General features: G+C 48.9%; 7 protein-coding genes. 6 read left to right on the forward strand and 1 reads right to left on the reverse strand.

Annotation, left to right across the window (positions count from 1 at the left end; all coding sequences use genetic code 11):
- From ACTJKT_RS31190 to ACTJKT_RS31200, 3 genes are all read left to right on the forward strand, one after another.
- Positions 1–726: bacteriophage T4 gp5 trimerisation domain-containing protein (locus ACTJKT_RS31190; protein ID WP_440790403.1), on the forward strand; the 726-nt coding region annotated here is incomplete at its 5' end.
- A gap of 52 nt (positions 727–778) precedes the next feature.
- Positions 779–3,439: a pesticin C-terminus-like muramidase gene (locus ACTJKT_RS31195; RefSeq protein WP_440790404.1), complete on the forward strand. Its 2,661-nt coding sequence runs from the start codon at positions 779–781 to the stop codon at positions 3,437–3,439.
- Positions 3,421–4,017, forward strand: coding sequence for a lysozyme inhibitor LprI family protein (locus ACTJKT_RS31200; RefSeq protein WP_440790406.1), 597 nt, complete (start codon positions 3,421–3,423; stop codon positions 4,015–4,017). Before ACTJKT_RS31195 ends, ACTJKT_RS31200 begins: the two co-directional genes overlap by 19 nt.
- 80 nt (positions 4,018–4,097) lie before the next feature.
- Here ACTJKT_RS31200 and ACTJKT_RS31205 read toward each other — a convergent pair whose 3' ends face one another.
- Positions 4,098–4,364, reverse strand: a complete 267-nt coding sequence (locus ACTJKT_RS31205; protein ID WP_440790408.1) for a DUF3077 domain-containing protein — start codon at positions 4,362–4,364, stop codon at positions 4,098–4,100.
- 567 nt (positions 4,365–4,931) lie between these two features.
- On the opposite strand from ACTJKT_RS31205, the gene ACTJKT_RS31210 reads away from it, so the two are divergent.
- From ACTJKT_RS31210 to ACTJKT_RS31220, 3 genes are all read left to right on the forward strand, one after another.
- Complete coding sequence (locus ACTJKT_RS31210) at positions 4,932–5,405, forward strand: hypothetical protein (protein ID WP_440790409.1); 474 nt, start codon at positions 4,932–4,934, stop codon at positions 5,403–5,405.
- A 64-nt stretch (positions 5,406–5,469) separates the two neighbouring features.
- Positions 5,470–6,033 (forward strand): hypothetical protein, encoded by a 564-nt coding sequence (locus tag ACTJKT_RS31215; RefSeq protein WP_440790410.1) that lies wholly within the window; start codon positions 5,470–5,472, stop codon positions 6,031–6,033.
- 187 nt (positions 6,034–6,220) lie between these two features.
- Positions 6,221–6,648, forward strand: a 428-nt coding sequence (locus tag ACTJKT_RS31220) for a contractile injection system protein, VgrG/Pvc8 family (protein ID WP_440787806.1), incomplete at its 3' end; no start/stop codon positions are given.

Below are 6,648 nucleotides of genomic sequence, written 5' to 3' on the forward strand. Positions count from 1 at the left end.
GTGCTGGTGACCTTCCTCGAAGGCGACCCGGATCAACCGCTGATCACCGGCTGCCTGTACCACAAGGAACACCCGGTGCCTTACGCCCTGCCGGCGAACAAGACCCGCACGGTGTTCAAGTCCATGAGCTCACCGGGCGGCGCGGGCTACAACGAACTGCGCATCGAAGACAAAAAAGGCGCCGAACAGATCTTCATCCACGCCCAGCGCGACTGGGACGAGAACATCGAGCACGACCAGAAAATCCGCATCGGCCACGAACGCCATGACACCGTGGAAAAGAACACCTACACCGAACTCAAGGCCGAAGAACACCGCATCACCCACGCCGACCGCAAGACCGAAACCCGCGTCGACGACCACCTGACCGTGGGCGAAAACCAGCACATCAAACTCGGCACCGCGCAACTGACCAAAGCCGGCCAGGAAATCCACCTCAAGGCCGGGGCCAAGATGGTCATCGAAGCCGGCAGCGAACTGACGATCAAGGCCGGGGGGAGTTTTATCAAACTCGATGCCGGCGGCGTCACGGTGGTGGGGCCGGTGGTGAAGATCAATGCCGGGGGCTCGCCGGGGAGTGGGACGGGGATTGGGATCAAGGTCCCGGGGCTGCCGGGGGCTGCGGATAAGGATAAGGCGGGGAGTTTGATGGATGAGGCGTTGGGGAATGCCTTGGTAGAACAGGCCAAGCGCAAACCGAAACGGATGCTCAATTTTTCTGGTTAACAGGCCTTAAAAGCGCCCAAGCCATCAAGGATCAGGACTCAGGTAAGTAGTTATGGCAGAGACAGTAACCAGCAAAGTTGAAAAGTGGGCATACCCTCTGAAAGCCGGGGCTTCAGAGGTCACAGACCCAATGCAGTATTACAAGGCATTGGCTAAGGCCCAGGATGGGTATTACCCACTCGGCTCCAATGGCTTGTGGCACGGTGGTGTTCACTTCGATGAGGACACCGGGTTAGTTGCAGACAAGGCCGAAGTTCGTTGCATCGCCGATGGCGAGGTAGTTGCTTATAGAATCGATGATAAATATCCGACCTCGAATTACGGCTCGACGCCGTCGGTATTCTCGACCGGTTTCGTGTTGGTCAAACATCGTCTTGAGCTGCCTGCGCCTCCTGCTCCAGCACCAGCCCAAGCGGGCGGCACCCCGGCAACTACGCCACCAGCCGCCGGCCCAAGCCTGACTTTCTTCAGCCTGTACATGCATCTACTGGACTGGGAGGGTTACAAGGCTAACCCTGCTCTTAAGAGACCCGCGTTCTGGGGCAAGGGCTCTTATCAAGTGAAAGCAAATGCGCCAGACAAGTCGTTAGGGCTGCGAGTTCGCAGCGGTAACTCTAAGCAGACGTCGGTATTAGCGGTTTTGCCGCGTGGTACCACGGTAACCACCAAGCCTGCTCCGGCTACACAGAAATGGCTCGAAATCGTTAGTGTCACCCCTGAGGTCCCAGCTCTACCAGCGAATACCGGCTGGATATTCAAGGGGGAAATGAAGCATCTGTCTGGAGATACTTACTTTGTAGGAGAGCAGGCCAAGGACGTCCCTCCAGTGCAGCAAAAAGGGGCATACGTTCGCAGCGCCGTCACCAACGGACTGCCTATAGGCTTTCTGCCGGCAGGTACGCAAATCAAAGTCAGCAACGAGCCCACGACTAACAAATATCGCAAGCTGCTGGAAATCGTCGCTGGCGCATCCACCCCTGCTTTAACCCTTGGGGCAGATGGAACATTGCCTGGATATGTTTCGCTCGACTCTCTGGAGGCAAAAAGCGAACCCAAGACCCCGGGGGTGATTGTCCCGTTGACGCCGGTTCATAAAATCAAAGCCGGTGAACTCATAGGGCATGTGGGGAAGTATCAGAACTACTCGGACGCAGCTCCGAAAAATTTACTGCATCTGGAAGTCTTTAGCTGTGAGGACATCAAGGCTTTCATCGACCAGACCAAAGAGCAGGCCGTCAGACTGCCAGCAACAGAAAAGACACTGGTCAAAATCCTGCCACGCACCCCGCTGATTACTCATGTGCCGGGTATGAATGCTACCAACCCCCCCAAAGCGAACGATGCTAGCAAAGAGGTCGGTTATGGTCTGCTCATTCCTGTGAGCGTATTGGAAGCCCTGCCGGCAGAGAAAAAAATCAAAGCTCCGGTGGTGATGGGTGGAGTCACTACCTATACGCAGTGGTGGCACCTGGAAGGGCTACTCGCCGATGCTCAAGGAGAGAGCATCGACGGTTGGTTTGCCGAGCCTAATACCACGTTGTACCGCCACTCGCCTTTTGAATGGGAAGGTTTCACCTTCATCGAAGAAACTGGGAGCAATGTCGATCTCTACGCGGATTTTCTTCATGCGCAAGAGAATATGACGGATGAAGAACGCAAGGCTTATCACCCAAATATCGTGACTGCCGGGGCAGGTCCGACAAAACAATCTCTCTACACCATCCTTGATCGAAATAGTGACACGAAACTTCCACCGGAAGAGATAAGAAATGCTCTAAGCAAGCCTTGGTTTGCCCAACCGGTCTCACAGATGATTATCAAGTATGAGAGTGAGTGGGACTACAAGGCAGCGAAGTGGGACTCTTTAGATGAGTTGATGGGGCATAGCGAGTCGAAACCACATAAGGAATGGGTTGAAGAGAAAGCTCGTATAAATAAGTTGAAGTGGTTGCGTGAGTTGATTGCGAAAGAATGCATTTCGGGTGATGAAAAAGTTTGGCACGTTCACCCTGTTGGGTTGTTAGGGAATTTTTCTTCTGGGTGCCCAGCGAAATGTAAAACTGAAGTGCATGAGCTGCTGACCACCGTGGGGACGTATGTTGTTTCGAAAAAACTCTTTGAGTTTATTTTGGAAATTGAAGCCTATAGAGAGCATCCGTATGCATTGTCTGATAATAATAGTGGAATAACTATTGGTTATGGATATGATCTTGGGCAACAAACTGCCACGTCAGTAGATAATGATCTTAATGGTTTATATACTGCTGCTGAAATAACAAGTCTTAAGGGGGCTCTCGGTAAAAAAGGACAAGATGCTCGCGATTACGTTCATAACGTAAGCTCTATTTCTATAAGTAAGGATAATGCGTTAAAGCTTGCGATAATTATGAAGAAGAGATATGCACAACAGGTTGTTGATGTTTATCCTCAAGCAATAAATTTGCATCCAGACTGTCAGGGAGCCTTGTTGTCTCTAGTCATTAATCGTGGTAATGGTCTAAGTGGTACTACTCCCGCGAAAGCAGAGAAACGTTTAGAAATGAAGCAGATAAAAGAAGATTTTGATGCTGGGAAGCCTGAGTTAATACCATCCCGCTTTCGTAGTATGAAAAGATTATGGGAGAACAATTCGTCAACTAGCGGTCTTGTGACGAGACGCGAAAAGGAAGCGGTATTTTTTGAGGAGGCACTGAAATGCAATTGTTGGAAATGAACGGTAGAGCTGTAGTTCTTTTTTGGTGTCTAATGGTTCTAGCTAGCTCTGTAATGGCTGGCGCCAAGTGCGATGCTAATACAACAGTGAATGCAGATATTACACGCTGCTCTCAAGATCTTTTTTTGAAAATTGATAAGGTTTTGAATGAGCAGTATAAGGCTCTCTCTGCTGAGTTAACTCCAGCCCTTAAAGCAGATTTGATTTCTAGCCAGAAAAGCTGGATTCGCTTGAGAGACGAGCAATGCAATGAGGCGGACGAAGCTTCTTCAGGTCAAGAGGGGCCAATTGAAAAGCTTTCATGCTTGAGTCAGTTTACGAGCTTTCGTGTGAGTGAAATTATATATTTACGAACAGGTATCATTGGCGATGGGTTTTATAAAGCGGTGTCCATCGTGAACAAAAAAACAACTTCTATGGATTACGTTAAGGCTATTTCGTATGTGAGCGGGGATATGGACTTCGGGCCAAGCTGGTCTGAATATGCTAAAAATAACTGTGCAATGACACAGAAGCTTTATGGAGAAGTTACTGATCGTTGCTTGTCTAGGATGCGCTTTCAGATGCCTATCTATTGAATGAGCCTCTAAGATTGCACAAGGCAAGCCATTTTTTAATGGCTTGCCTTCTATATATTAAAGTTCAGTGATTACTATTTTTACTGGCTTGGTGTAATGGAATTCGAAATGTCATCCACGATGGCCTTACCCATTTCGCACAGATAATAAGCCGGCCAAGCATAGCGTTCTCCCTGCGGCTCCATCGCCGCATCGAGCATGAGCTTTTTGGCGTAGTAGAACAGGTTGGAAGCGTGTTCCAAGGCTTCCCGGGCTGGAATATCCGGATTGACCCGGAACAGGCTTTGCTCTTTCTCGCCGCAGTGGGCGAAGGTGACGATACCGATGGTTTTGATAGAGGTGGTCATTGCTCACCTCCTGCTGCTTGTAGATGGTGAGGTTGGTATAGATGGGATGCGTACATTGGCGTAACTCCTTTTACGTTAAAGAAGCTGCCGTTTTCGTTTCCAGGCGAGAAGGGTGGCAGCTGTACGCGGGCTGGAAAACCGAGGCAAAAGGAGCCCGGCAGACCCGAAGGTCTCCCACGCACAGCCGCCATGACACAGAAATACAGGCACAAAAAAAGCGCCTGCACTTGATGGTATGGGCGCTGCATTTTGTGACAGTGCGTTTTTCCAATTAAATAAAAGGGTTTCAATTTTCACTCGGCGAGTAGCTTGAAGTTTGCTCAAAAAAGCGAGGTTCCTTGCTGAGCTTTCGGGATTTTCCTACATCCATAGTTCGCTTACAATAAGTAACGTATCGATCTAAGTGCATGGATGGAGTGTTTTGCATTGAAAAAAAGCATAAGAACTGCGGCTCTTGAATAGCACGCCATCCAGAATGCCTACTGGATGAGGTACTGGTCAGCGCGTCAATCAGGGAAAACAAGTCGAAAGGGTTTATGTTTTTAGGGTTATTTTCTAGGAGCAGATATGAGTGATTGTATTGATTTTTCTAAGTTGATGGTGGTTTGCGTGCTCGCATGTTCTCTTTTTCTGAGCGGGACTGCGCGTGCGGAGAAAAATATTATAGATAATGGTTTTGAAGTTATAACCTATGAAGAGGCGTTAGGAAGGTTTTATGAAAAGCACTCGGATGAAAACTATAGGTGTCAATACAGTCTTCTTGGAGTAAGTGAAAGCTCGCCAATGACTGCTGTAGAAATAGAAAACTATTTCTATCTCAAGAAAAACGGCAACATCATTGAGCTGGTTGGAAAAGGCAGAGATGAAAATACGGGAAATTATAGTACGAGGGATGGTGAGTTAAAAATATCATACAAGGTGCTTAGAAAATATAATTTTTCAGAGTATCAAGAGTCGGATGACAGAGATGTGGAATTCAGGTTCTCATATCAAGATAGGGTAGAGGTTGTAAAGATGTATGGTATTCGATGTGGGACTTGATTATGGTGACACTGACCTTCCGGTGAAAGCTTGGCTTGCTGCTGACTTGATGGAGTAGTTCTAAGTGTTGATTGTCAAGAAGAAACTAGCATTCCTGATATTGGCTTTTTGTCTTCCTGTTATGGCCACGCCATCGTCTGATGATGGGAGCTATATAAAACACGAAATTCTGGGGTGTGGAGATTCTAAAGTCGAACTAATATCCAAATGTCTAAATGACTCAGTAGAGAGTAGCCAGGCTCAACCTGGTCTCCCTGTTTGTATTGACCAAATTATTAAGGTCAATGACAAAGAAAGTCGGAGAGATATAAAAAAAGTATCTCAGCTCATGACGAGCGGTAAGCATGTAAACATGCTGTCCAATGTTGTTGTTTCGATGGCCTGCGTTAAAGGTAGCAAAGGAGACTTGGTTTCTATTGGTGGGTATGGCGGTTGCGGGGCGTGCCCGGAATGGCATGGTTACTACTCTATGGATGGTAAGCTGGTTAACTATGCTTATAGTAATTCTTTTCGTTCTTTTGGGTCGCTCGGCTCTCGTGATGAGTTAATAGAAAAATTCGGTGTTAGGAAACGGGATCTTGTAGACGAGAGTGCTTTTGCGCAGAAGGTCAAGTATGAAAAGCCTTAAGCGTGGGATGACTACAGTCAAATGGTTCAGAGTATTTTTAGAGGGCGATGTTTTCGCATCGACCTTTTCTGATTCGCTCGCTATCTTAAGGTGCAGTTTTGGTAGGAGATATCGCATTAGTATTCTGAGGGCCACCTTTTCATAGCACCACCGATGTCATGGATGATCACCAAGCAGGGAGCAAGCTATGTTCAATCCTTCCAATGAAACCCACTTCAGCCTGACGGTCGACGACTTCCAGGGTGACTTGCAGGTGCTGTCTTTCGAAGGGATCGAAGGCATCAGCCAGCCGTTCCGTTTCGATCTGGAACTGGTCAGCGAGAACCCCGACCTGGACCTGGAGACACTGCTGCACAAGCAGGCTTTTCTAGCGTTTGATCCGCAAGGCAGTGGCATCCACGGCCAGATCTACCGCGTGGCCCAGGGTGATGCCGGCAAGCGCCTGACCCGCTACAAGGTGTCGCTGGTGCCGCAGCTGGCCTACCTCGAACACCGTACCAACCAGCGCATCTACCAGCAGCTGTCGGCGCCGAAAATCATCGCCCTGATCCTCGAAGAGCACGGCATCCAGGGCAACGCCTACCGGTTCCAGCTCGGCACCCCGTGCCCGGACCG

It is taken from the genome of Pseudomonas sp. 22526 (genome assembly GCF_052044735.1).
GTDB classification, from domain to species: Bacteria; Pseudomonadota; Gammaproteobacteria; order Pseudomonadales; family Pseudomonadaceae; genus Aquipseudomonas; species Aquipseudomonas piscium.